General features: G+C 72.1%; 18 protein-coding genes. 12 read left to right on the top strand and 6 right to left on the bottom strand.

The genetic code is table 11. The features are described 5' to 3' along the window. Nucleotides 1-6: 6 nt before the first annotated feature. Complete coding sequence (locus HYE82_RS17605; protein ID WP_256987350.1) at nt 7-891, bottom strand: ScbA/BarX family gamma-butyrolactone biosynthesis protein; 885 nt, start codon at nt 889-891, stop codon at nt 7-9. Nucleotides 892-1,150: 259 nt separating this feature from the next. Between HYE82_RS17605 and HYE82_RS17600 the strand changes: the two genes are divergently transcribed. From HYE82_RS17600 to HYE82_RS17585, 4 genes are all read left to right on the top strand, one after another. Next, entirely contained in the window at nt 1,151-1,855 is a 705-nt protein-coding gene (locus HYE82_RS17600) for a ScbR family autoregulator-binding transcription factor (RefSeq protein ID WP_179175031.1), read from the top strand. Nucleotides 1,856-2,233: 378 nt separating this feature from the next. Then, nucleotides 2,234-2,887, top strand: coding sequence for a ScbR family autoregulator-binding transcription factor (locus HYE82_RS17595; RefSeq protein ID WP_179175030.1), 654 nt, complete (start codon nt 2,234-2,236; stop codon nt 2,885-2,887). A gap of 158 nt (nt 2,888-3,045) precedes the next feature. Further along, complete coding sequence (locus HYE82_RS17590) at nt 3,046-4,596, top strand: MFS transporter (protein ID WP_218782738.1); 1,551 nt, start codon at nt 3,046-3,048, stop codon at nt 4,594-4,596. A gap of 92 nt (nt 4,597-4,688) precedes the next feature. Beyond that, nucleotides 4,689-5,444: a TetR/AcrR family transcriptional regulator gene (locus HYE82_RS17585; RefSeq protein ID WP_179175029.1), complete on the top strand. Its 756-nt coding sequence runs from the start codon at nt 4,689-4,691 to the stop codon at nt 5,442-5,444. Nucleotides 5,445-5,473: 29 nt separating this feature from the next. Here HYE82_RS17585 and HYE82_RS17580 read toward each other — a convergent pair whose 3' ends face one another. The 3 genes from HYE82_RS17580 to HYE82_RS17570 form a co-directional block, all read right to left on the bottom strand. Next, the gene (locus HYE82_RS17580) at nt 5,474-5,659 is read right to left on the bottom strand and encodes a tautomerase family protein (protein ID WP_179175028.1); all 186 of its coding nucleotides are present in this window, start codon (nt 5,657-5,659) and stop codon (nt 5,474-5,476) included. 87 nt (nt 5,660-5,746) lie between these two features. After that, complete coding sequence (locus HYE82_RS17575; protein WP_179175027.1) at nt 5,747-7,006, bottom strand: DegT/DnrJ/EryC1/StrS aminotransferase family protein; 1,260 nt, start codon at nt 7,004-7,006, stop codon at nt 5,747-5,749. Then, nucleotides 7,003-8,712 (bottom strand): (2,3-dihydroxybenzoyl)adenylate synthase, encoded by a 1,710-nt coding sequence (locus HYE82_RS17570; protein WP_179175026.1) that lies wholly within the window; start codon nt 8,710-8,712, stop codon nt 7,003-7,005. The genes HYE82_RS17575 and HYE82_RS17570 overlap by 4 nt, the downstream gene beginning before the upstream one ends. Before the next feature lie 241 nt (nt 8,713-8,953). Between HYE82_RS17570 and HYE82_RS17565 the strand changes: the two genes are divergently transcribed. The 7 genes from HYE82_RS17565 to HYE82_RS17535 all read left to right on the top strand — a co-directional run bounded on the left by HYE82_RS17565 (nt 8,954) and on the right by HYE82_RS17535 (nt 18,995). Then, entirely contained in the window at nt 8,954-10,063 is a 1,110-nt protein-coding gene (locus tag HYE82_RS17565; RefSeq protein WP_179175025.1) for an ornithine cyclodeaminase family protein, read from the top strand. 168 nt (nt 10,064-10,231) lie between these two features. Beyond that, entirely contained in the window at nt 10,232-11,440 is a 1,209-nt protein-coding gene (locus HYE82_RS17560) for a cytochrome P450 (protein WP_179175024.1), read from the top strand. A gap of 406 nt (nt 11,441-11,846) precedes the next feature. Next, complete coding sequence (locus HYE82_RS17555) at nt 11,847-13,988, top strand: helix-turn-helix transcriptional regulator (RefSeq protein ID WP_309144352.1); 2,142 nt, start codon at nt 11,847-11,849, stop codon at nt 13,986-13,988. A gap of 10 nt (nt 13,989-13,998) precedes the next feature. Next, on the top strand, nt 13,999-14,556 hold the full coding sequence (locus HYE82_RS17550) for a helix-turn-helix transcriptional regulator (protein WP_179175022.1): 558 nt from the start codon (nt 13,999-14,001) through the stop codon (nt 14,554-14,556). Nucleotides 14,557-15,750: 1,194 nt separating this feature from the next. After that, on the top strand, nt 15,751-16,794 hold the full coding sequence (locus HYE82_RS17545; protein WP_179175021.1) for a bifunctional DNA primase/polymerase: 1,044 nt from the start codon (nt 15,751-15,753) through the stop codon (nt 16,792-16,794). Beyond that, nucleotides 16,791-18,389 carry a phage/plasmid primase, P4 family gene (locus HYE82_RS17540; RefSeq protein ID WP_179175020.1) on the top strand — a complete coding sequence of 533 codons (1,599 nt, stop codon included), beginning with the start codon at nt 16,791-16,793 and terminating at the stop codon, nt 18,387-18,389. The genes HYE82_RS17545 and HYE82_RS17540 overlap by 4 nt, the downstream gene beginning before the upstream one ends. Before the next feature lie 222 nt (nt 18,390-18,611). Continuing rightward, entirely contained in the window at nt 18,612-18,995 is a 384-nt protein-coding gene (locus tag HYE82_RS17535) for a DUF6009 family protein (protein WP_179175019.1), read from the top strand. A gap of 516 nt (nt 18,996-19,511) precedes the next feature. On the opposite strand, the gene HYE82_RS17530 is transcribed toward HYE82_RS17535, so the two are convergent. Beyond that, complete coding sequence (locus HYE82_RS17530) at nt 19,512-20,480, bottom strand: ParB/RepB/Spo0J family partition protein (RefSeq protein ID WP_179175018.1); 969 nt, start codon at nt 20,478-20,480, stop codon at nt 19,512-19,514. Then, a complete protein-coding gene (locus HYE82_RS17525; protein WP_179175017.1) occupies nt 20,477-21,739 on the bottom strand; it encodes a ParA family protein in 1,263 nt (420 codons plus the stop codon). The genes HYE82_RS17530 and HYE82_RS17525 overlap by 4 nt, the downstream gene beginning before the upstream one ends. A gap of 411 nt (nt 21,740-22,150) precedes the next feature. Here HYE82_RS17525 and HYE82_RS17520 point away from each other — a divergent pair. Beyond that, nucleotides 22,151-23,123: cation:proton antiporter (locus HYE82_RS17520; RefSeq protein WP_179175016.1), on the top strand; the 973-nt coding region annotated here is incomplete at its 3' end.

Below are 23,123 nucleotides of genomic sequence, written 5' to 3'. Positions count from 1 at the left end.
GCCGACTCACTCGGCCGCGCCCGGGGCCCCGATCAGGCAGCTGAAGACGGTGTTGCCTTCCTGGTGGCCGGTGACGCGGACCTGGCGGTCACCGTTTCCGGCCGTGGGCAGCGGCTCCGCCTGTATCCAGCAGGGGCTGTCGAGTTCGGCGTACCGGCTGAACTCGGAGCGCATCGTGGTCGGCAGGAACGGCCGGGACGGGTCGATGGCCTGGGCGGCCTGGCGGGCGGACTCCATCAGCACCATGCCGGGAACGTGGTCGACCGGGTGGTCGAACAGGACGGGGTGCTGGTCGTCCACGCGCAGCTGCCACTCCAGCGGACGCTCGGTGGCGGACAGGACGACGTCCGTGGTGAGGAAGCGGCCGACCGACGCGGGGGCGAGCGCCTGCGGCAGGGGCCGCAGGCCGGTGGCGCCGACCCTGTCGCCGCGGACCCGCCGGTAGACGGCGGGGCTGGTGCAGTCGAAGGCGGCGCCGCCGGTGGCGATCACCTGGCCTGCGCAGTAGAGGGTGACCTCGTATCGCATGCCCGCCAGGCGGCGGCCGCGGCGGCGGATGTCGGAGCAGATGACGTCCAGTTCGAGGTCGGCCGGCGCGGCACCGACGCCCGCCCGCTCGGGCCTGACGCTGTGGTGCAGGTCCCACATCAGGAACTGGTCCCCGAAGGGGACGTCGAACTCCGCGTGGGAGAGCAGGGTACCGACCTGTCGGATGGTTTCGGAGGCGAGCAGCGGGTCGTAGCAGCCGTTCACCGGGGTGAAGTAGCTGTGCGCCCTGGGCCACTGGGCGGTGAGGGCGAACCGGTTCTCCGCCGTCCGGCTCCAGCCCGTCAGGAACACTTCGGCGACCGCCGCCCGGTGGACCAGCTGCCGCGGAACCGTGCTGGTCATGGCAGGGGCGTGGGCCGGTCGACGGGTCTGGGACGCGGCCCGCTGGGCCGGAATCGCCACGGGCGCGGTTTCGTGCTGAAGCATCACAACAGACATGGAAATCCCCCAGAAAAGCCGATGTCGCGGGACGGGCACTTCTGCCGTCCCCCTTGCCGATAAGATACATACCAACCGGTTCTTTTGATAGCCGGATGTTGATCTATCTAGGCTGACTGGCCGGGTCGCCCGACAGCGGCGGATGTATGACAGGAGTAGCCCTATGGCAGTGCGACAGGAACGGGTGGCAGTGCGACAGGAACGGGCCGTCCGCACGCGGCAGGCGATCGTGCGGGCAGCCGCCTCGGTCTTCGACGAGTACGGGTTCGAGGCCGCCTCGGTGGCCGAGATCCTGTCGCGGGCCTCGGTCACCAAGGGCGCGATGTACTTCCACTTCGCTTCCAAGGAAGAGCTGGCCCGCGGCGTGCTGGACGAGCAGACCCTGCACGTGGCGGTGCCGGAGTCGGGGTCCAAGGCGCAGGAGCTGGTCGACCTCACCATGCTGGTCGCCCACGGCATGCTGCACGATCCGATCCTGCGGGCGGGCACGCGGCTCTCGCTGGACCAGGGGGCGGTGGACTTCTCCGACGCCAACCCCTTCGGGGCATGGGGCGACATCTGCGCCCGGCTGCTGGCGGAGGCCCAGGAGCGCGGGGAAGTGCTTCCGCACGTGAACCCGAAGGAGACCGGCGACTTCATCGTGGGCTGCTTCACCGGACTCCAGGCGGTCTCCCGGGTCGCCTCCGACCGCCAGGACCTCGGCCACCGGATCTCGGTGATGTGGAACCACGTGCTGCCCAGCATCGTGCCGGCGTCCATGCTGACCTGGATCGACACCGGCGAGGGGCGGATCGAGAAGGTCGCGGCCGCCGCGGCTGCGGAGGCCGCCGCGTCGGCCGAGGCCACTGAGGCCGCCGCCGCCGAGTAGGAACACCGACATCAGGTCGTGCCGGGTGCCCGCGGGGTGCCCGGCACGACTGCGTCCGCCCCCCCCTGCCCGGAAAACGACCACCGGACGGCACGCCGGCGGGAACTTCGGCCAAAAACAAGGCAAGCGGTCTGCTTTGGCTTGGCAATCGGGTCTGACGGTTTGTATCGTGATGCCGCAGCGCCGCAACTCGCACCGGGCGCCTCGGCATCGGGTGCGTACAGCGGGCCGCCTTCCCTTCACCCGGGAGGCTCGGCCGCCCTCCACGCGGCCCCGACCTGCCCGCATCCGAATCACGCCCGTCGGCAGCACGCGAACCGTTCAGCGAACCGAACGGTTCGTTTGCCCACAGCCGGACGGTGCACGCCAGGAGTTCCCTTGACGCCCAAACAGGAACGCGCCGTCCGCACCCGCACCCGGCTGGTGCTCTCGGCGGCTGAGGCCTTCGACCGGCAGGGCTTCGCGGTGGCCTCGCTCACCGCCATCAGCAACAGCGCCGGTGTCAGCAACGGGGCCCTGCACTTCCACTTCGAGAGCAAGGAGGCCCTCGCCGCCGCGGTCGAAGCGGAGGCCGCCGAGCGGGTGCGCGCGATCGTCGAGGGAGCGGCCCGGAAGGGCGCCTCCGCGCTCCAGGCCCTGGTCGACACCAGCCACGCCATCATGCTCCGCCTGCGCGAGGACGTGGTGGTGCGCGCGGGGTTCCGGCTCAGCGGCGACGCGGCCCGGCAGGCCGCTCACGGTCTCCCGGAGCAGTGGCGCCAGAGTGTCGCGCGGCTGCTGGAGCAGGCCGGCCGGGACGGCTCGCTGTCCTCGGCCGTGGCGCCCTCCGACGTCGCCGGGGTCGTGACGGCCACGGTCCTCGGCTTCGGCGTGCTGGCGAGGTTCGACTCCGCCTGGCTCGCCTCCGGCTCCCTCTCCGGATTCTGGAAGCTGATGCTGCCCCTGATCGCGGCCGGTCCGGTCGAGCGCGGCGAACTGGACTGCGAGCCCGCCGCCCCGCCCGGCGCCTCGCGCGCGACCGCCGTCCGATAACCGGCCCCGCCCCCGCCGTCCCCGACCGGACGGCTCCTTTCCGTGTCCGGGTCGCACTTCACGCGCCCCGGGCAGGCTTCACCCGCAATTGACTTGTACAACGTATAGCTCTCATATACGTTGTAGAACAGTTCCTCACTCACTCCTGGGAGGTCTCCTTGCAAGACACACAGATCACGGCGGCGCCTGTAACGGCCCGCAACCCCAGGCGCTGGGTGATCCTCGGCGTCATCTGCCTCGCCCAGCTCGTGGTCCTCCTGGACAACACGGTGCTGAACCTCGCGATCCCCGCGCTCACCGAAGACCTGGGCGCGAGCACGGCGGACATCCAGTGGATGATCAACGCCTATGCGCTGGTCCAGTCCGGCCTGCTGCTCACCGCCGGAAGCCTCAGCGACCGGTACGGCCGCAAGAAGGCGCTGATGACGGGTCTGATCCTGTTCGGCCTGTGCTCGACGGCCGCGGCCTTCAGCGCGTCGTCCGGCCAGCTGATCGCCGCCCGCGCGGGCATGGGCGTCGGCGGCGCCCTGCTGATGACCACCACCCTGGCGGTGATCATGCAGGTGTTCGACGGTGAGGAACTGCCGAAGGCGATCGGCCTGTGGGGTGCCGTCAGCTCGCTCGGCTTCGCCGGCGGCCCGCTGCTGGGCGGCGTTCTGCTGGCCCACTTCTGGTGGGGCTCGATCTTCCTGATCAACATTCCGGTGGCGCTGATCGGCGGCCTGGCCGTCGCCAAGCTCGTCCCGGAGAGCAAGAACCCGCTGGGCAAGCGCCCGGACCTGGTCGGCGCCGCACTCTCCACGGTCGGCATGGTCGGCGTGGTCTTCGCGATCATCTCCGGCCCGGAGCACGGCTGGACGTCCGCCACCGTGCTGGTCCCGGCCCTGGTCGGCCTGGCGGGCCTCACCGCCTTCGTCCGCTGGGAGCTGCACGTCCCGGCGCCGATGCTCGACATGAGCTTCTTCCGCAACCGGCGCTTCAACGGCGCCGTGGCGGGCGGCATCCTCGTCGCGTTCGGCATGGCCGGCTCGCTGTTCCTGCTCACGCAGCACCTCCAACTCGTGCTGAACTACAGCCCGTTGGAAGCCGGTCTGCGGATGGCCCCGCTCGCCCTGACCATCGTCGGGCTCAACCTGGCGGGTGTCGGCGCGAAGGTGCTGCCGAAGCTCGGGGCCGCCGGGACCATCGCCTCCGGCATGACCCTGCTCGCCGGCGGGCTCGCGGCGGTGGCCGCCGTCGGCGGCAGCCTCGGCTACGGCGGCATGCTGGTCGGCCTGGTGCTGATGGGCTCCGGCATCGCCCTGGCGATGCCCGCGATGGCCAACGCCATCATGGGCTCCATCCCGCCGGAGAAGGCCGGTGTCGGTGCGGGCGTCCAGGGAACGATCACCGAATTCGGCGGCGGCCTCGGCGTCGCGGTCCTCGGTGCCGTGCTGAACTCCCGCTTCGCGGCGCTGCTCCCGGCCACCGTCGCGGCCGGCACGGCCGGGTCGCTGCACGAGGCGCTCGCCGCCAACTCCTCTGCGGACGTGCAGGACCAGATCCGGGACGCGTTCGCTTCCGGGGTCGGCACCAGCCAGCTGATCGGCGCCGCGGCGGTGTTCGCGGGCGGCCTGCTGGCCGGCCTGCTGCTCCACCGCGCGGCGCGCGCCGAGGCCGCCGCGGCGGAAGCCTCCGCGGCCACCGCCGCGGACCCGGCCGCCGCCTGATCCCCGCCGACGGCCGGGTGCGAGCCTGCTCGCACCCGGCCGCGTACCTTTGTACAGCCCGCAGCCGAAGGACGACCCCCGGGAGGACGAACGTGGCCGCCAAGCGCGCCTCGCAGCCGAAGAGCAGCGTGTGGCTCACCCCGGAGCCGACGACCCGCGGACGCCGGGGTCCCGAACGCGGTTCCGGAGCGGGCAGCCTGGACCGGGAGAGGATCGTCGCCACCGCGGTGCGGCTGCTCGACGAGCAGGGCGACGCCAAGTTCACGATGCGCGTGCTGGCCACGGAACTGGGCGTCACCCCGATGTCGGTCTACTGGTACATCGCGAACAAGGACGACCTGATGGAGCTGGCGCTCGACGCCGTGGCCGCGGAGATAGAGCTCCCCGACCCGGCGGCCGGCCGGGACTGGCGGGAGGACCTGCGTGCGCTGGCGCTCTCCTGGCGGCGCACCATGGTGGGCCACCCGTGGGCGATCCGCTCGTACGGCGAGTACCTCAACATCGGGCCGCACAGCATGCAGTTCTCCGCCTGCGCGCAGGCGGTCGTCGCCCGGTCGCCGCTGCCCGAGGCCGAACGGCCCGCCGCGCTGTCGGCCGTCTTCCAGTACGTGTACGGCTTCACCTCGATGGAGAGCCGCTGGCTGGAGTACGGCAAGGAAGCGGGCCGCACGGCCGACGAGTTCCTGGAGGAGGTCGCCGGAAGCATCGCGCAGGCCCCCGAGATCGCGGCCGGCGGCGGGCTGATGGAACGCCGCTCCGGACTCAGCCTCGGCGAGATGCGCGACCGCGACTTCGACCGCGCCCTCGACTGGCTGATCGCCGGCATGTGTGCGGGCCTGTCGGACTGAGTCCCACAGGCCCGCACCGCAGGAGCCGGTCAGCTGCCGGTGACACCGCCGATCCCCCAGCGGCGCGGCTCGACGCCCGTCAGCGCCACCCAGGTCTGCGGCCGGATGGACTCGTCGAAGACGTCCACCACGGCCTGGGTGATCCGCTCGACGAGCTCGCGCTCGGTCCGCTCGTCCAGGCGGCGCTCGTAGATCTTCACGTCGATGAAGGGCACGTCAGGAACCTTTCTCGGGTCCGTTTCGGGTCTGGTCGGTAGACAGGGGGCGGGGATCCTCGGGCGGCCCGGCGGACCGCCGGGCCGTCATCGGACCGCCAGCGGCCGGCCCGTCCCGGCGAGGGCCGTGGCCTCGTGCAGCGCGGCGGTGACCGACTCGACGAGGTGGTCGACCTGCTCGTCGGTGAGCCCGGGATGGCAGGGCAGGTTCAGGTGCTCGTCGAACCAGACCCGCTCGGCCTGCGGGCACTCGCCCGGACCGTGGCCGCGCAGCCGCCACTCGGGCAGCAGGTGCAGCGGGAAGTACCGCAGCTGGACCTCCACGCCCATGCGGTCCAGGGCGCGCACGAAGTGCTCGCGCACCTCGCGGCCGGCCGTGACGAAGAACGTGTACAGGTGGTAGGCGTGGGTGCTGCCCTCCGGCGTGCGCTGGAGGCGGGTCCCGGGGAACGCCGAGACGGCGGCGTCCAGCCGGGCCGCGATCCACCGCCGGCGCTCGGTGAAGCGCTCCAGCGCGTCCAGCTGGACCAGCCCGACCGCCGCGGCGGCCTCCGACATGGTGGCGTTGGTGCCCGCCCCCCGGATGCCGACCGCCCGGCGGCGGTAGACGTCGGCGGAGAACCGCATCCACGGCAGCAGCGCCGGCTCGTCGTCCGCGAAACCGGGCACCGGGGCGAACACCCCGTCCACCTCGTTGCCCCGCAGCCGCTCGACCCGCTCGGCCCAGTCGGGCCGGTTCAGCGTGATCATGCCGCCCTCGCCGAGCGTGGTGATGTTCTTCGTCGAGTGGAAGCTGAAGCACCCGATGTCGCCGAGCGCGCCGGGGCTGCCCCCGCGGTAGGAGGCGCCCAGCGCGTGCGCGCAGTCCTCCACCACCACGACGCCCGCGCGGCGGGCCCGGGCCAGGATGGCCGCCATGTCCGCCGGAAGGCCGCCGTAGTGCACCAGCAGAATGGCCTTCGTCCGGTCGGTGATCAGCGAATCCAGGACCTGCGGGTCCATGTTCAGGGTGTCCGGGTCGACGTCGCAGAACCGGACGGTGACGTCGTGGTCGAGCAACGGCTGAACCGTCGCCTGGAACGTCTGCGGGGTGGCGATCACCTCGTCGCCGGGCTGCAGGTCGAGCAGCCGGACGGCCAGCTCCAGGGCCACCGTCCCGCTGGTCACCGTCAGCGCGTGGCGGGCCCCGGTGACCTCCCGGAAGCGCTGCTCGAACCGCTCGCGCCACACCCCCGCCGACAGCGGCTCCGTCGAGTGCACGACCTCGGCGAGCGCCGCCAGGTCGGCCCGGCCCACGATGCTGCCCCGGCGCTGGAACGGCACCAGGTAGCGCTGCGCCCCCGTCACCGCGCACCCCCTCGGCCCGCACCGGCGCCAGCCGGCACGGCCCCGGCCCTGGCCCTGGCCCCGGCCCCGGCCCCGGCCCCGGCCCCGGCCAGGGTCGCGGCCCGCGCCGCCAGGACCTTCTTGTCCACCTTGTTGAGACCGGTGAGCGGGAAGTCCTCCACCACCTCCAGCCGGTCCGGCAGTTTGAAGTCGGCCAGGCCGCGGGCGCGCAGCAGCCGGCGCAGCTCCGGCAGGGTGGGCGCCGGCCCGTCCCGGTCGGCGACCACGTACGCGCAGGTCTTCTCGCCCAGCACGGGGTCGGGCATCGCGACCACCGCGGCCTGCTGCACGCCCGGGTGCGCCGTCAGATGGCCCTCGACCTCCGTCGCGGACACCTTGTCGCCGCCGCGGATCACCACGTCCTTGATCCGGCCCTCGACCACGATCTCACCCGTGGGGGTCCGGCGGACCAGGTCGCCGCTGCGGTAGAAGCCGTCCGCGGTGAACGCCGAGGCGTTGTGCTCCGGAGCGCGGTAGTAGCCGCGCAGTGTGTACGGGCCGCGGGTCAGCAGCTCGCCGACCGTGCCGTCCGGCACCTCCCGGTCGTCGCCGTCAACCACCCTGATCTCGTCGGCCGGCGACACCGGCCGGCCCTGGGTGGTCAGGACGACCTGCCGCAGGTCGTCGAGTCGGGTGAAGGTCAGCAGCCCCTCCGCCATGCCGAACACCTGCTGGAGCCGCACCCCGAGCTCGGGCTCGATCCGGGCGGCCACCTCGTCGTGCAGCTTGGAACTGCCGACCTGTACGACGTCCAGGCTGGACAGGTCGTGGCCGGTGCGCCCGGCCGCGTCCAGCCACAGGTGCACGATGGTCGGGATGACCGAGGTCATGGTGACCCGCTCCCGCTCGATCAGCGGGAAGCAGGTCTGCGGGGTCGGATCCGGGGCGAACACCACCCGGCCGCCGGTGCCCAGCACGCCGATGATGCCGGGGCAGCCCCACGGGAAGTTGAACTCCACCGGCAGCACCGCCAGGTAGACGGTGTCCTCGCCGAGTTCACAGATGCCGGCGGTGATCCGGGTCTGGTACGCGTAGTCGTCGTGGGTGCGGGGGATCATCTTCGGCAGCGCGGTCGTACCGCCGGACAGCAGGAAGAACGCCACGTCGGAGGCGTCCGGCCCGGGCAGTGCGACCGGATCCCGCTCCAGGGCCGCCAGGGCGACCAGGCCGTCCTCCCCACCGCCCGGATCGCCCGCCACGAAGACCCGGGCCACGTGCGGGAGTTCCGGCAGCAGGCCGCGCACGAGCGCACGGTGGTCGAACCCCCTGACCTCGTCCGGGATCACCATCGCGACGGCACCCGACAGCTCCGCCAGGTGCCGCAGCTCCGCACTGCGGTACGACGGCAGCGCGAAGACCGGCACCGCGCCCACCCGGAACAGGGCGAAACAGACCGCCACGAACGACGGGGTGTTCGGCAGCTGCACCAGCACCCGCTCACGCGGCGCCACACCCTGCCCGGCGAAACCGGCGGCCAGCCGGTCGCACCACAGGTCCAGTTCGCGGTACGTCACCCGGGTGCCGTCGTCACCCACCAGGGCGACCCGGTCCCCGTACCGCGCCGCCCAGCCGCGCAGCAGGGCACCGAGCGTCTCACCGCGCCAGTACCCGGCCTCGCGGTAGCGCTCGGCGACCTCCGGGGGCCACGGCACGCATCCATCCAGCATCGCTCGTCCTTCCGTCGTGCTCACCAAGGGTCCGGCGCCCTCGGGCGGGCGACGGCACGGGTGCCCGGCGAGTCTGTGAGGGCCCGTTGACACGGCGCTGAGTCGGCTGACGGCGCCGCAGGGGCCGCCGTACGCCCCGTCAGCGGCATCAGGCGCGTGTCAAGGGGCCCTCCGACGATGTCCGCTCAGCCTCCGGCCGGCGCCGGAAGCACCGGCCAACGACAAACTCTGGGAGCGTTTGATGGAGACCTGGGTCCTGAGCGAGCGCGACGTGACGCGGGCTGTGGAGAGCGTGGGCCGCGACGCCCTGATGGACCGCGTCATCGACCGCCTCACCGAGGGCCTCGCCGAGGTCGGCCGGGGCCGCCGCGCGCTCTCCCCGCAGCGCGGCGGATTCACCCGCGAGGAACCGGTCCCCGGCATCTGGGAGTGGATGCCGCACCGCGAAGCCGGCGACAGCATCACCCTGAAGACCGTCGGCTACAGCCCCGCCAACCCGGGGCGGTTCGGGCTGCCGACCATCATCGGCACGGTCGCCCGCTTCGACGACACGACCGGCTCGCTGACCGCGCTGATCGACGGCGTACTGCTCACCGCGATCCGTACGGGCGCCGCGAGCGCCGTCGCCAGCCGGCTGCTGGCCGCACCGGACAGCCGCGTGGTCGGACTGATAGGGGCCGGCGCCCAGTCGGTGACCCAGCTCCACGCCCTCACCCGCGTCTTCCCGATCGAGCGCGTGCTCACCTGGGACACCGATCCGTCGCACGCGGCGAGCCTCGCCGACCGGGTGGCGTTCCTCGGCCTCGACGTGCAGGTCGCCGAACCGCACCGGATCGCGGCCGAGGCCGACATCATCTGCACCGCCACCACCGTCCCGGTCGGCGGCGGGCCCGTCCTCCCGGCCGACGCCGTGTTCCGACCCCACCTGCACGTCAACGCCATCGGCGCCGACCTGGTCGGCAAGACCGAGCTCCCGCTCGACCTGCTGCGCCGGGCCTACGTCAGCCCCGACCACCCCGAACAGGCCCGGCACGAGGGCGAGTGCCAGCGGCTGGCGCCGCACGAGATCGGGCTCAGCCTCGGCGAGCTCTGCGCCGACCCCTCGGCCGCCGACGCGCTGCGCGGCGGGCTGACGGTCTTCGACTCGACCGGCTTCGCGCTGGAGGACCACCTGGCGATGGAGGTGCTGCTGGAGATCGCGGCCGAGCACGACCTCGGCCTGCGGCTCCAGATCGAGCACCACCCCGCCGACGCCCTCGACCCGTACGCCCTGACCGGCGCCCACCCGGACGCCGTCACCGCGGCGCAGACCGCGGCGAACACTGCCGCCATGGCCGTCGACCGCGCCTGAGCAGCCGCGGGACCGCACCCCCGCGGACCGTGCCCCGCAACCGGGCCCGCCCTGCGCCGGCCCTGCGCCGGCCCCGCCCGGCCCGTACCGGGCAGCCCACCGCAGTCCCGTGCCCCGTGCCCCCATTCCCCACCGCACCGCCAGCCCCCTGCACCGAAGGAGCCGACAATGGCCCAGCAGACCCCTCCCGCACCCCCGTCCATGGCGGACGGCGGCAAGGCGATGCTCGCCTGGCTGCGGACCATGCGTGACGAACACCCCGTCCACGAGGACCAGTACGGCGTGTTCCACGTCTACCGCCACAGCGACGTCCTGGCGGTGACCTCCGACCCCGCCGTCTTCTCCTCCGACCTGAGCCGGCTGCGCCCGGACTCCAGCGCGCTCAGCGAGGAGATCCTCTCCGTCATCGACCCGCCGCTCCACCGCAAGCTGCGCAGCCTCGTCAGCCAGGCGTTCACCCTGCGCACCGTGGCCGACCTGGAGCCCCGGGTCACCGAACTCGCCGGCCAGCTGCTGGAGAAGGTCGAGGGCAGCGAGTTCGACCTGGTCGGCGACTTCGCCTACCCGCTTCCGGTGATCGTGATCGCCGAGCTGCTGGGCGTCCCGGCCGAGGACCGCGAGCTGTTCCGCGGCTGGTCCGACCGGATGCTCTCGATGCAGGTCGACGACGCCGTCGAGATGCAGTTCGGGGACGAGGCGGGCGAGGACTACGAGCGGCTGGTCAAGGAGCCGCTCAAGGAAATGCACGCCTACCTGCAGCGGCACGTCGACGCCCGCCGCGAGACGCCGGGCGACGACCTGCTGTCCCGGCTGGTGACCGCGGAGATCGCCGGCGAGAGGCTGACGGACCGCCAGATAGTCGAGTTCGGTGCGCTGCTGCTGATGGCCGGCCACGTCTCGACGTCGATGCTGCTCGGCAACACGGTGCTCTGCCTGGAGGAGAACCCCGAGACCGCCGCCGCGCTGCGGGCCGACCGCTCCTTGGTCTCCGGCGTCCTCGAGGAGGTCCTGCGGATGCGGCCCCCGATCACGGTCGCGGCCCGGGTCACCACCCGGGAGGTCGTCGTCGGCGGGGTGACCATCCCGAAGGACCGGATGGTCATGGCCTCCCTGCTTTCGGCCAACCATGACGAACGGCACGTCCCGGACCCGGAGGTCTTCGACCCCAAGCGCAGCCCCAACCCGCAGCTGGCTTTCGGCCACGGCATCCACTACTGCCTCGGCGGACCGCTGGCCCGCCTGGAGGGCCGGATCGCGCTGGAGATGCTGCTGGACCGGTTCGCGGACATCAGGATCACTCCGGACGCGCCGTACGACTTCCACCGCGAGGGGCTGTTCGGCGCCCGCTCGCTCCCGTTGACCGTCCGTCGCGGCTGACCGTCGTGGCACACGCGGACACCGGCTGGGCCGCCGAGGTGGGTGACGCTCCGATGCACACGCCGTGGGGGGTCCTGGCCCAGATCTACCGGATCGCACTGACCGGCAGGAGCCGGGGCGCGGGGGACGAACCGCTCCCGGGCGCCGCCGGAGCCGGTGCAGGCGGCGGTGCGCCGGTGCGGAGGGGGCACCGGCCGCTGCCCTGAACGCAGTCCCCGCGCCCCGAGCCCGGTGGCCCGTGCCCTCAGCGGAGGAACGGGCCACCGGCACTCGCTCCGATCGCGCTGATCAGCCCTCCACACTCCCCCGCCTGAGGATCCGCCAGGGCATCGATATGCGATTCGCGTGCGATTCACCGTGCTTTCTGCGTGCGTTTGAGCTAGGATGCCAGGTGGAGGTGACCTCTGTGTCCACGGAGAAAGAGCTGTTCAGCGCGGTGGACGCGCTACTTGAACGGGTTTCCCAGGATCCCCTGCCGCTGCCGGCCGAGCGCAAGCGGCTGCGCGAGGCCGCCGGGCTGAGCCAGGACCAGATCGCGGCCGCGCTGCAGACCCGGCGGGAGACCGTGAGCGGCTGGGAGGCCGGCCGGACCGAGCCGCGCCCGCCGAAGCGTGCCGCGTACGCCCGGCTGCTGGAGGGTCTGGCCGAGCGCTTCCCCGATGCGGAGAGCGCCGCCACTGCCCCCTCCCCCGCCGCTCCTGTCGCCGCGGCCGCGGAAGTGGCACCGCCGGCGCCCCCGGTGTCCCCGGCATCCCCGCCGTCCGTCGACCGCCGCCCGGCGCCTGCCGCTCGTCCCGCGGCGGCGTCTCCCCCGCCGTCGCGGGGCGTGCGCGAGGCGTCCGGTTCCCCGGTGGCGGCCGATGCGCGGTATCCGCACGGGCCGCTGGCCGTCCTCGACGCCGATGCCGACCGGCAGGTCGTCGCGTACTGCGTCGGCGGGCTCGTTCTGGACGTACCCGCCAAGTCCCTCCCGGCGCTGGTCGAGTGGGCGCTCACGGAGGCCGGGCTCGGTGCCGCTCGGCTCAACCCCAACGGATGGGACGCCGATCCGGTGCTCGTGCTGACCGATGCCGCCGCCGAGCGGTACGGGCTGCCTTCCCGGCTGTCCGAGGAGGAGCGGCACACCGGGCGGCTGCCGGACGACCACAAGGCCGTCAGGCAGCTCACGAAGGCACAGTGGCAGCTGACGCGGCGCGGACTCGGCCCGTGGGCGTGGATCTACCGGCCCGCGCAGGGCGGCAAGCGGTCCAGCGTCCAGCTGTGCATCCCGGGCTGGGGCGCCCTCGACAGCCGTTCCTGGGGCCACGCCGCGCAGCTGCCGCCCGCCGAGCTCGCCCGGCTGCTGGGCACGTATGCCGACCGGGTCATCACCCCGCGCGGGACCACCGCGGTCAACGGCCTGGAACTGATGACCGCCCTGCACCCGCCGACGCGGGCCGGCCGGCCCGACGCCGACGGCCGCCGCCACAGCGAGTACAACCCCGGCTCCCTCGGCTCGCGGCCCGTGGACTGCGCCCCGCCGGAGGCCCCGGACGGGCACCCGCTCCTCGCGCACCTGCCCCGGTTCCACCAGCGCGGGCCCGCCGAGGTCCTGCTGGAGGAGGCGTACGACTGGGCCCGGCCGCTCACCGACGAGGAGTGCCTCAAGCCGTACGTGGTGGGCGTCGACGTGAACATGGCCTTCGCCGCGGGCGCGAACGGCGCCGTCGTCGGACTCGGCGCGCCCACTCATGTCACCCGTCCCGCGTTCGACCCGAAGGTGCCCGGCTGCTGGCTGGTCGATCTCTCGCACGTGGAGCTCGACCCGCGGCTGCCGTCGCCGTTCACACCGACCGGCGAGCGCCCCGGGGGGCCGGCCTGGTACGCCACCCCGACCGTCGCCTACGCGGTGGAGCTCGGGTACGACGTCCGGCCTGCCGAGGGCTACCTGCGCAGGGAGAGCGGCCGGTACCTGGACGCCTGGTACCAGCGGCTGCGTGACGCCTACGTCGCCACCATGGCCGACCTCGGCGTCACCACCGGCATGGAGCCGCAGGCCTTCCTGGAGGCGATGGCGCGGCACCGGGAGGTCGACCCGGACCTCGCGCTGGTCCTGTCCGCGATCAAGGCGACCGTGAAGGGCGGCATCGGCAAGCTCCGCGAACGGCCCCGGGGCGGCGGCTGGCGTCCGGGCCAGCCCTGGCCGGCGCTGCTGCGTCCGACCTGGCGCCCGGACATCCGCGCCGCCGTCATCTCCCGGACGCGGACGAACATGCACCGCAAGATGCTCAGACTCGCCGCCGCCACCGGCCGCTTCCCGGTCGCCGTGCTGTCCGACTGCGTCGTGTACGCCTCCGACGGGCCCGGCCCGCTCGACGTCCTGCCCCACGAGGACGGCAAACCCCTCAAGGGCGCCTTCCAGCTGGGCGTCTCCCCGGGCATGGTGAAGCACGAGGGCACCCAGACCGTACTGTGGGCCGAAGGCCTCCGCGAGGAGTACGGAAGCGACCTCAACCTGGCCCGCTACATCAAGGACGGCCAGGTCTCGGCCCAGGACAGCGGAGAGTAGGCGGATCCCGATGGCCACGGTCGGCGAAGGACTCGAGGAAGCGCTGCAGCGGGCGTTCACCCGCCCCGTCCCCAAAAGCGCCGGCGCGCAGATGCGCTACCTCGTCAAGCAGCACAAGGGCCGTACGAAGGAGGTCGCCCGGCTGCTCGGCATCAGCCAGCGGACCGTCGAACGGTACGTGAAGGACGAGATCAGGCAGCCCCGGCCGGAACTCGCCGCCCGCATGGAGCGGGAGGTGCGCAAGCGGTGGCAGCCGCAGGTCCGGGCCCGGGCGAGGAAGGCCGCGGCCACCACCGCCGGCATCATGATCGACACGCGTGCCCGGTTCGGCTACACCGCGGCCCCCGGCACCACCGACGACGCCCGCCTGCGGCACCTCACCGTGGCGCTCCCGCCGGAGTTCGCCGGACGCCTCTTCGACGCGCAGGAGGCCGGGGCCACCGAGCAGCGGCTCCGGCAGATCGCCGCCGAGGGCCTGCAGGAGACGTACTTCAAGGACCGCGGGCGCCGGGCCCAGGGCCTGCTGGTCGAGTACACCGACCTGGAACACGTCGAGTTCGAGCTGTAGGACAGAACCGGTGGGCCCGCCTGCCCTGCCCTCCGGGCAGGCGGGCCGGGCTTCGTCCGGCCGGACGAAATCGGCGCCCGGCTGCGGCGCGGTCAGCGCCCGTGCCTTCGCTGGGTGGTCATGCTCAGGACTCCCGGCAGGCCGTGCCCTGGACGGGGAACAAATGATCTTGCCCCTCCCGGTGTTTTGCGCCCGATCGCCTGATCCCGGCCCTCGGCGAATACTCCGGAGGAATCCACGGCAGGGGTTTCAGTCCCTGTCCCGATCTTCGGGGACGTGGATCGCCCCCCTCCCGCTGTACTCCCTCCCCCCGGCTCGGGGGACTGAAGCCCGGTGGGCGCGCTTCAGTCCCTGTCCCTTCGGTCACTAAAGAAACCTGCAGGTCAGCGGCTCGGGCAGGGACTGAGAGGGACTGAAGGGACTCAAATCTCTAGTTATGAGCTGCTCACGCTACTCCAGTAATACCTACTGATTACATACGGGCGCGCATACACGCACGCACGTAAAGGCTGGAAATAGTGATTCTGAGTCCCTTCAGTCCCTGAGGCTCGATCCAAAGGGCTGTGACCTGCGGTTTTCTCCAGGGACTGAACGAGCAGGGACTGAACGCGAATCCGGCAGATTCAGACCCTGGAGCGGAGGGGCCGGTTCCGGGGCCGCCTGAAAGGGAACGTGCGGCGCAGGGACCGAAAGGGACCGAGCGGCACCGACGGACACCGAGGGACTGTGGCTCCGACTGCCGCAGGGGGACCGAACACAGAAGGGACGACCACCACCCGGCAGGTCTGTCTGAAGGTTGGCCGCGAGGACCTCGCGACGACGGGCGGCGCCGGGGAGGTGGGGCACCACTCCCTGCCCTGTAGGCGGGTGGGGTTGCGACACGCCCGGATGCGCACTGGCTTCGGAGAAGGTCCTACCCGGACAAACCGGTTGGAAAATGTCAGGGACTGAGGGACTGAAGGGACTGAACTTTCGATACAGCGGAGATTGCATCCCTGGCTGAGGCGGTCTCTGGGGTAGTCTCCGGCATAGTGAATCTTCAGTCCCTCTGGTCCCTGAGGCGCAGGTCAAAGCGCTCCTCGGAGAACAGCCCGGGATCGGAGCAGCCGCCGCTCACAATGCGTCAAGGAAGAGCCAGTGCCCGTCCATTCCCAGAGCCTGCCACACGATGTGAGTGGCAGGACGGCGCGGGACGTGGCCGTTTGGCTGGCGCGGAGGGGTCACCCCGTGCACCCGCTGGCGCCGGGGACGAAGACTCCCGCCCCGAACTGCCCCGACTGCCGCGGTGGCCAGCACCCCCCGCAGGAATGCCCCTGCCACGCCCTGGGCCGCTGGTGCCACGGCTTCCACGCCGCGACCACGGACGTGCCGACGGTGCTGCGGTGGTGGGAGGCGGAGCCCGGGTTCGGTGCAGGAGTCTCCTGCGGCCCGGCCCGGCTCGTGGTCATCGACGTCGACGCCCACCCGGCCCCGCTGCCCGAGCGCGGGCGGCTGCTGCCGGGCATTCCCGTCGACGACCGGGTGGACCTGACCGGGCTGCGGAGCGGGTTCGACACCCTGGCGCTGCTGGCGGCGTACCGCTCACGGCCCAACCCGTGCGAGGACACCTCGACGCTGCGCGTCCGTACGCCCTCCGGAGGCATGCACATCTGGTACCGGGCGGCCAAGGACGGTCCGCGCTTCCGGTCTTCCAGCGGATCGAGTCCCAAGGTGGCGCTCGCCTGGCAGGTCGACGTCCGGGCGGTCGGCGGATACATCGTGGCGCCCGCGACGCGTACGTCCGCCGGTGTGTACGAGGCGCTGCCCGGAGCGCGGCTGCCCGCGCCCCTGCCGCTGTGGCTGACGGCCGAACTCGCCCGCACCGGGCACTCGGTCGAGGATGCCCCCTCAAAGCCCTCTGGCGGCCCTGTGGCGGCCCGTCAGAGGGCCCCGCATGCCAGGGGCCTTCAGGGCCGCGAGCGGGCGGGAGAACGCGTCCTGGCCCCGCTCGTCGACGAGGTGCGGGCCTGCGCGGCCAGACCTGCCGGAGCGGCGTTCAGCGAGAAGCTCAACCGGGCGGCGTTCACCGCGGGTGGGCTCGCAGCCGCGGGCCACCTCGACCCGGAGGAGTGCCGTCGGCTGCTCCTCGAAGCCGCCGACCACGCACGACCCCATCAGCCGCGCCGGAACTGCCTCATCGTCGACACAGGGCTGCGTGCCGGAAGCAACCGACCCATCCACACCGAGGAACGCCCATGAGCAACGCCGGAAGCACGGGGTTCAACGCCCAGGCCGCGGCGGAACAGCTCGCCGCGTTCACCACGGACGGCTCCGCCGACACCCGGGCCGACCCCCCGCCCGCCGACACGGCCAAGCCCGGTCGGCGGGGCGGTCGGCGCCGCCTGCCCGCGCAGCAGACAGCGGCCCCGGCGGCGGCCGGCGCGGGCGACTTCATCGCCGTCGGGCTGCTGCGCAACCTCACCGACCGCGGCAACGCCAAGCTGTTCGCGCACCTCCACCACGACCGGTTCCGCCACGTCGAGGGACTGGGCTGGTACGTGTGGGACGAGTACCGGTGGAAGCGCACCGGCGGAGAGAAGGCCGCGATCTGGGCCGCCGGCGAGATGGCGGAGGAGCTGCCCGGCCACGACCCGCGCGGCGTCTTCACCGACCGGGAACTGGCCCAGCACCGCAAGCGCGCCATGTCCACCTCGGGCGTGAAGGCCATGCTCGCCCAGGCCAAGGCCTCCCCCGAACTCGCCCTGGACCCGGACTCCCTCGACGGCGACAAGTACGCCCTGTGCACCCCGGCGGGCGTCGTGGACCTGCGCTCCGGCGACCTGCACAAGCCGGACCCCACCCGGGACCTGCACTCCCGCGCCACCTACCTGGCTCCCGAGGCCATGCAGACCCCGAGGTTCCACGACTTCCTCCACCAGACCTTCGGGGACGACGACAAGGGCAAGGAGATGATCAATTTTCTGCATCTCCTTCTCGGCTACTCCATCACCGGCGACGTCGGCGGCCAGGTCCTGCCCTTCCTGTACGGCGTCGGCGCCAACGGCAAGTCGGCCCTCCTCGACGTCGTCATCAAGATCCTCGGGGACTATGCGGACGTCGCCCCGCCCGGCTTCCTCATGGAGCGCGGCAAGTTCAACGAGCACTCCACCGAGCTGACGGAGCTCCACGGACGCCGCCTGTTCGTGTGCAGCGAGCTCAAGCCGCACGACAAGTTCGACGAGGCCCGCGTCAAACTGCTCACCGGCGGCGACCGCCTCAAGGCACGCCGCATGCGGCAGGACTTCTTCAGCTTCGAGCCCACCCACAAGCTGTGGCTGCTCGGCAACCACCGCCCGGAGGTCGGCACCGGCGGCCACGCCTTCTGGCGGCGGATCCGGCTGATCCCCTTCGAGCGGGTCGTCCCCGACCACCGCAAGATCGACAACCTGGCGGAGGCACTCGTCCAGGAAGAGGGCCCGGGCATCCTCCACTGGATGATCCAGGGAGCCAAGGCCTACCTCGCGACCAAGCCCGCCCTGACCGGGCCCAGCGTGGTCCGTACCGCCACCCAGGCCTACGCCACCACCGAGGACCACATCGGGCGGTTCCTTGTGGAATGCTGCACCACCGGGGCGGACCTGCCCGATGCACGTGATCTGAAAGTGGAGCAGGGAGCCCTCTACCGGGCTTACAGTGCCTGGTGCCAGGACGGCGAGGGCCTGCGCCCGGCCACGACCCGCGCGTTCGCCACACGCATCCGCGCGGAGGTCGGTGTGGCCTCACCCAGTGAGATGCTGCGCTCGAACGGGCAGAAGTTCTACCCGGGTCTGGCTCTCTTGGCCGACGAGGAGTAGACACCGCACCACGCAAACCGGGCAAACGCGACGTGATCGGCCGATGTGTGCTGCCTCCCCGGGGTGGGCACGCCTACGATGGACAAGGAAGATGAACGGACCCACCATCCGGCAGTGGCCCACAGAGCCCTGCCGCATATCGCCATCGGCATCGGCGCCGCTCGCGGCGTGGAGGAATCGAGGGCCCGGAAGGGCCGACGTGAACGAGGAAGGATCCAGGCCATGAGCTCGCTACTGACGGCAAGCGATCTCACCCACGAGGACAAAGTGGTGTGGCTAGAGGACCCCGCAGAGCTCGATTACGTCCGCCAGGCCCTGGACAAGACCCCTCGGCGCCGAGGGAAGCCCCGCTACCACCGTGACGGGCGCATGATCGGCTTCACCGAGCTCGGCGACACCGCGGAAGCGGACCCCGACAGCGGCCTGCAGAAGCGGCGGGTTTTCTACCTGCTGCCGCACGACCGGGACGCCGAGCCGCACGGCCTGTACAAGGAAGGTGCGCCGGGCGAGGCAGTGGACCCCCGCACGATCGCGCCCCGGCAGGTCGGCAAGAAGACCGTCCGCTCGCAGCGTGGGCTGTCCGCGTCCGCGCCGACAGTTGCCTGATTCGGTCCCTTCGGTCCCTTCGGGCCCTCTCTGGTTCCGGTTTTCTCGGCCTGCTCCTGTGCTGCGTCGCCGTCCGCGTGTGCGTGCTGTTCCGCTTCAGGGGGCCGCATCCGGCTGCCCGTACGGGGTGGCCGGATAGTGCTTGAAGGCAATGGCGAATTTCAGTCCCTTCAGTCCCTCCGGACCCTCTGAGTCCCTCCGGACCCCCTTGTGAGTCCTGCTTCCCTGTGCGTCCGGCCGAGTCCCGCCGGGTCTCCCTGAGTCCCTCTGGGTCGCTCTGGGTCTCCCCCGGTCCCCCGGGTCAGGTCTCCCCCGGGTCGCTCCGGGTCTCCCCCGGTCCCCCGGTCCCTCGGGGGCTCCTCTCCGTTCTCCCCCGGTCCCTCCCCTCGACCGTTAACGCCGTTAACGCCGACGCCTCCCTGCGGGAATCCGCCCCGCCACGCACACGTGGGGGCGTTAACGGCGTTAATGCCGTCAGCGCCCCCGGCGTGGTGCTGCTGCTCCCTCCGCCCCGTCTCAGATGCGGGTGATCAGGAGTTCCGTCACGGCCTTGAGGTCGTCCGGGGTGAGGTGGGCGGTCAGGGCGTCCGCGATCGTTTCCGGCGAGTCGGTGGCGATCATGATGCGGGGGGTGGGGGGTGCGGAGGTCGCAGGGACCGAAGCGGCTGTGGGGAAGGCGGGCGCCGGGGACGGCGCGGGTGCAGGTTCCGGCGCGAGGGCGGGTGCAGGTGCCGACGGTGGCGGCGGTGCCGGGGTCGAGCGCTGGCGGGGCGGCGCGGGGGCGTTGATGGACTCCGAAGCCGCCGCCTCCTGCTGCTCCTGAGGGAGGCGGCCGATGCGGCGGGCGGGCTCCACCTTCAGCTCGCCGGTGTCGACCTTCTCCTGGAGGGCCGGGGTCAGGTTCAGCAGGGCCAGCCGCTGGGAGACCCAGGCCGGGGTCTTGCCGAGGCGCTTGGCGACCTGGGCCTGGGAGCCGTGCACCTCCACGAGCTCCTGGAGCGCACGGGCCTGGTCCATGGGAGCCACGTCGACGCGGTGCACGTTCGCGATGAGCGCCGATTCCAGGATGTCCGCGGCCGACGCTGCGAGGGCGTCGTTGACGTGGATGTGCAGGGTGCGCAGGCCCGCCAGGTGGGCGGCGGCCAGCCGGCGGTTGCCGTCGATGACCACGTACGGGGCGCGGCCCAGGCCCTCCGTCTGCCCCGGGTGCGCCTCCATGAAGGCCATGCGGGTGGCGACCGCGAGGGGCTGCAGCTGGCCCCGGGAAGCGAGGGACTGAGCCAGCTCGTCGAGCTCGGTCAGGTCCTCGCGGAGGTTGAACGGGTTGTGGGCGAGGGCTTCGATCGGCACCTCGGAGGGCGGGAGCACACCGGAGGTGGGGGCTCCGGTGGCCTCCGCGATGGCCGCCCGGCGGGAGCTGACGCTCACGGGCTGGGCCCGTGCGAAGGACGCGGAGACTCCGAGTTTTTCGGCCTTGCTGCTCATGAGATCTCCCGGGCGAGGGCGCGCAGGGCGACTGCCTGGTCGCCCTTGGGGGCGTAGACGAAGAGGGGCTGCTTCATCCGGACGGCCTCGCGCTGTTCCTTGAGGTCCGGTACGACGGCGACGACACGCGGATCCTTTATGTCCAACCAGGCCTGGAGCGAGGAGGTCGCGATGAAGCCGCGTCGGCCGTCGTACAGGTTGACGACGAGGCCGAGGTAGTCGATGTCGAGGCTGAGGTCGTCGCGGAGGTCGTTGATCTGGGAGGTGAGGAGGTCGTACGCGTCGGCCGAGGAGTCCTCCGCCTGGACGACGATCAGCGCGCCGGACGCACCCTGCTGCTCGGTCTCACGACGCCGGCCGTAGTAGATGGCGGCGTCCATGCTCAGGCCGAGGCTCGGAGGGCAGTCGATGAGGATGACGTCGTAGTCGGACTCGACGGGGGCGAGGGCACGTTCGAGGGAGGCCTCGCGGGCGCGGACGGTGGACAGGCGGACGTCGAGGAGGAAGGCGTCCGTGCAGGCCGGGAGGAGGTGCAGGCGGTCGCCGAAGCGGTCGTGCTCGATGGGGACGATCAGATCGGCGAGCTGGCCCTTGGCCTCGCCGGCCATGTGGCAGGTGAGGCTGTCGCCGCCGATGGGCAACGGGTGGTGGCCGAGCTGCTTGGTGAGGTGGCCCTGGGGGTCGAAGTCGACCAGCAGGACGCGCATGCCGAGGCCCGGGAGGTCTTCCAGGTCCAGGGGCGGGGTGGCGGTGTCCGGGTGGAAGGGAGCGTCCTCCTCGGAGGAGCGGCGGGCCAGTTGGCGGGCCACGCGGACGGGGTGGAGGACGTCGGGGTCCTCTGCCAGCGCCTCGCCGGTGCCGGCGGTGACGGCGGTCTTGCCGACGCCGCCCTTCTGGTTGCACACGACGATGCGGCGTACGACCGAGGGGCGCTTGACGGTGGGCGCCGGGTTCATCTCCAGCCACAGGCGGACGGCTTGGGCGAGCCCCTGGATGAGGGAGACACCGCGGTCCTTGGCGTCGGAGCGGAAGGACTCCCACTGGCCGACCGGCAGCCAGGTCGAGAACGACTCGGCGCCCGAGGTGTCGACCGGGGAAGGGGCGGACGCGAGCGCGCTCCAGTGGGCGATGCCCTGGTGGACGGCGTCCTGGATGTCCACCCGGAGTTGGGCGGTGCGGATTTTCAACTCCTGGCGGAGCCACGGCGGCAGCTTGGAGACGACCTTCTCGCGGTCGCTCTGAGTGGAAGGCGAAGTCATGAGAGGGACTTTACTAACGTTCTGAGGTGGATGTGGGCGCCACGCTTGGGTTTTGCTAACGGATTGGGCGCGGTATCGGCCTTCGACGCGCCGATCGCACCGGTTTTGCCGCGGGGGAGTGGCTTGCCGCCCCTGTTTGTCGGGGTTGCCGGGCTTGTCGGATGCCGGGTAGCCGCCAATGTAGTTGCAGCGGGCAGGGACTGACGGCGTTTGGCATCACTGACTTCGGCCCGTCAGGGTGAATCTCCGCGCGCTTCACCACGGCATGCGCTGCATCGTTCGCTTCCTGCAGCACTCAGTCCCTTCGGCCTGGCGGGTCGAGCATTAACGGCGTTAACGCCGACCCCCGGAAGTGTGGGGGTGTTCGTTGCCGCGCAGGGGTGCGGGCGGAAGCCTGGGACGGTGGGGGCGATGCGTGAACCGCTTGAGGCAGTACTCGTTGCCATACCCGTGGTGGTGCTCGCGTGCGGGATCGCCGGCGCGGCGGTGCGCAGGCTCGGGCAACCGGCCGTGGTGGGGGAGATCCTGGTGGGGATCGTGCTCGGGCCGTCGTTGTTCGGGTGGCTCTGGCCGGAGGGAAGCCGGTGGCTGCTGCCGGGGGAGGTGCTCCCGTATCTGGGGGTCCTGGGGAACTTGGGCCTGCTGGTCTTCATGTTTCTGGTCGGGCTTGAGCTGGATCCCGGACTGCTGCGGGGGCGGGGGCGGGCCGTCGTGGCCGTCAGCCAGGCGAGCCTGTGGGTGCCGTTGGCGCTGGGAGCCCTGCTGGCGCTGGCGATGTACGGGTCGTTCGCGCCGGAGGGGGCGGGGCGGGCGGAGTTCACGCTGTTCGTGGCCGTCGCGCTGAGCGTGACCGCGTTCCCGGTGCTGGCGCGGATCCTGGCGGATCAGGGGCTGCACGGGACGCCGGTGGGCGCGGTGGCGATGGCGTGTGCGGCGGTGGCCGACGTGGTGGCCTGGTGCCTGCTGGCGGTGGTGGCGGCCATGGCCGGCCCCGCGGGAGCGGCAAGCGGCCGGCAAGTCGTCGGGACCGCTGCGCTCGCCGGCGTGTTCCTCGCGGTGATGTGGTGGGGGGTACGGCCGCTGCTCGCCCGGGCGGTGGAGCGGTGGGGCGGCTCCGGCGCGGGGCCCGGCGCGGTGGTGGGGCTGTGCAGCGGGCTGTGCCTGGCCGCGTACGCCACGGAAGCGGTCGGGGTGCACGCGCTGTTCGGGGCGTTCGTGTTCGGGGCGGTGCTGCCGCGGGTGGGGGTGGTGGAGGTGGCGGCGGAGCGGATGCGGGAGTTCGCGGTGCCGGTCTTGCTGCCGCTGTTCTTCGTGGGGAGCGGGCTCAGGACGGATGTGGGGCTGCTCCTCGGAGGCGGCGCGTGGGGGTGGGCACTGGGGGTGC

Source organism: Streptomyces sp. BR123 (assembly GCF_013401435.1).
Classification (GTDB): domain Bacteria; phylum Actinomycetota; class Actinomycetes; order Streptomycetales; family Streptomycetaceae; genus Streptomyces.
The sequence above is the reverse complement of the archived record's forward strand: the minus strand, read 5'-3'. Positions and strand labels throughout refer to the sequence as shown.

What these genes read in the sequence shown, in the direction of transcription:
- HYE82_RS17605 (WP_256987350.1), bottom strand. Translation starts at nt 891, where the DNA reads ATGACCAGCACGGTTCCGCGGCAGCTGGTCCACCGGGCGGCGGTCGCC.
- HYE82_RS17600 (WP_179175031.1), top strand. Translation starts at nt 1,151, where the DNA reads ATGGCAGTGCGACAGGAACGGGTGGCAGTGCGACAGGAACGGGCCGTC.
- HYE82_RS17570 (WP_179175026.1), bottom strand. Translation starts at nt 8,712, where the DNA reads ATGCTGGATGGATGCGTGCCGTGGCCCCCGGAGGTCGCCGAGCGCTAC.
- HYE82_RS17565 (WP_179175025.1), top strand. Translation starts at nt 8,954, where the DNA reads ATGGAGACCTGGGTCCTGAGCGAGCGCGACGTGACGCGGGCTGTGGAG.
- HYE82_RS17560 (WP_179175024.1), top strand. Translation starts at nt 10,232, where the DNA reads ATGGCCCAGCAGACCCCTCCCGCACCCCCGTCCATGGCGGACGGCGGC.
- HYE82_RS17550 (WP_179175022.1), top strand. Translation starts at nt 13,999, where the DNA reads ATGGCCACGGTCGGCGAAGGACTCGAGGAAGCGCTGCAGCGGGCGTTC.
- HYE82_RS17540 (WP_179175020.1), top strand. Translation starts at nt 16,791, where the DNA reads ATGAGCAACGCCGGAAGCACGGGGTTCAACGCCCAGGCCGCGGCGGAA.
- HYE82_RS17535 (WP_179175019.1), top strand. Translation starts at nt 18,612, where the DNA reads ATGAGCTCGCTACTGACGGCAAGCGATCTCACCCACGAGGACAAAGTG.
- HYE82_RS17530 (WP_179175018.1), bottom strand. Translation starts at nt 20,480, where the DNA reads ATGAGCAGCAAGGCCGAAAAACTCGGAGTCTCCGCGTCCTTCGCACGG.
- HYE82_RS17525 (WP_179175017.1), bottom strand. Translation starts at nt 21,739, where the DNA reads ATGACTTCGCCTTCCACTCAGAGCGACCGCGAGAAGGTCGTCTCCAAG.